This window comes from bacterium, from assembly GCA_026398675.1.
Classification (GTDB): Bacteria; RBG-13-66-14; RBG-13-66-14; order RBG-13-66-14; family RBG-13-66-14; genus RBG-13-66-14.
Window position 1 is genome coordinate 1 of record JAPLSK010000215.1, and the last position, 1716, is coordinate 1716.

Sequence of the window (1716 nt, forward strand, 5' to 3'; positions counted from 1 at the left end):
TCCATCATCTGGGACCGCGACTTCGGCCTGTTGAAGGAGATGCTCTCCGCGCCCATCAGCCGCAGCTCCATCGTCGTCGGGAAGGTGCTCGGCGGGGCCACCATCTGCACCGCCCAGAGCTTCATCGCCATCCTTCTGGTCTTCCTCACCCACATACAGCTGTTGTGGTACAACATCGCCTGGATTCTCCTGGCCAGCTTCATCGTGGGTTTCATGCTCGCCAGTCTGGGAGTCATCATCGCGAGCCTGGTGAAAACCTACGAGGGCTTCAGCTCGGTGATGAATTTTCTCATCATGCCGATGTTTCTGGCCTCGGGCGCCGTCTTCCCCCTGGACAACCTCCCGCGCTGGGCCTACCTCGTGGCCCGGGCCAACCCCATCGCCTACGCCGTGGACCTCTTTCGCGGCCTGATGCTCCAGCACTACGAGTTCACCTTCCTCATAGACTTGAGCGTGCTCCTGGGCCTGACCGTCATCATCACCGCCCTGGCGATCTACCGGTTCCATCGCATGACCGCCCGGTGGTAAGCCGACGGGTGGCGTGCTCTCATCGTTTCGGGTCCTCCGGCCGCCGGGGACTGACGGCGTCTTAGCCAGCCGGTCCTCAACCGATAGCACTAAACGAGGCGCTCCCAGGGTGTCTCTTTTTTTATTCCCGATCGCCGCCCGCCCCGGCATGGCCTGACTATTAAAAAAGGCACCCCCGGGGTGCCTCGTTTTTTTATCTACACGGCGGCTGTCAGTCGGACAGATCCATGGACAGCGCCTTCATCCGCTTGCCGGGGACGAATTTTATCCTCTTGCGGGCGGGGACGATGACTTCCTGGTTGGTGCGCGGGTTGCGGGCGAGCTTCTGCTTGGCCTTGCGGACGCTGAAGACGCCGAAGTCCCGGATCTCGATTCGCTCGCCCCGGGAGAGGGTCTGACGCATCTCCTCAATGAGCGCGTCGAGAACCTGAGCCGCGACCTTCTGGGTCACGTTCAGCTTCTTGGCCACGGTTATGGCAATCTCCCGCTTCGTCATCCTGACCTCCCCTCCCCGCCCTGAAAAGTTGGCTGTTCGGTGTGGAACCACCGCACCGCCACCTTCCCTCCCCAGCAGGGAAGTGGGAATCCTATTTAAATGACTTAAATGACAGGCTACTTTTTAAGAATACCACCTAGTCATGTGACGGTCAAGGGGTTAGTCGGCAATGGCGTCCAGGCACACCGGCCCGTCTTTCCTCAGCTCGTAGCGGAGGCCGCAGGCGGCGCAGGACTCGGTGAGAACTTCGTCCGATCGGAGCGGCAGGCCGAGCCTCCGACCGCAGGCGCACATCCATCCGACGAGCCGCGCCGGCACCCCGGTGACCAGGCCGAAGTCCGGGACGTTCCGGGTGACCACGGCCCCGGCGCCGACCATCGCGTGCTCGCCCAGGGTGACGCCGCAGATGACCGTGGCGTTGGCCCCGATGGTTGAGCCTCTCCGGCAGAGGGTGGGGACCCAGTCCGCCGATCCGCCCTTGGGGAAGAGGGACCGCGGGGTGAGGTCGTTGGTGAAGACGCAGCTCGGGCCGCAGAAGACGCCCTCCTCGAGGGTAACGCGGGTGTAGACGCTGACGTTGTTCTGCAGCTTGCACTTATCGCCGATGACCACGTCGCCGCCGATGTAGCAGTTCTGGCCGAGGACGCAATTCCGCCCGATGCGCGCCCCCGAGGAGACGTGGCAGAAGTGCC

The 1716-nt window shown here is 63.1% G+C and carries 3 protein-coding genes; 1 reads left to right on the forward strand and 2 read right to left on the reverse strand.

All coding sequences use genetic code 11. The features are described 5' to 3' along the window. Positions 1-528, forward strand: a 528-nt coding sequence (locus NTW26_07065) for an ABC transporter permease (GenBank protein MCX7022017.1), incomplete at its 5' end; no start/stop codon positions are given. 211 nt (positions 529-739) lie between these two features. Here the strand turns inward: NTW26_07065 and NTW26_07070 are convergent. Further along, complete coding sequence (locus NTW26_07070; GenBank protein MCX7022018.1) at positions 740-1024, reverse strand: integration host factor subunit beta; 285 nt, start codon at positions 1022-1024, stop codon at positions 740-742. 159 nt (positions 1025-1183) lie between these two features. After that, positions 1184-1716 (reverse strand): acyltransferase (locus tag NTW26_07075; protein MCX7022019.1); only part of this gene is annotated, 533 nt, incomplete at its 5' end.

What these genes read in the sequence shown, in the direction of transcription:
- NTW26_07070 (MCX7022018.1), bottom strand. Translation starts at nt 1,024, where the DNA reads ATGACGAAGCGGGAGATTGCCATAACCGTGGCCAAGAAGCTGAACGTG.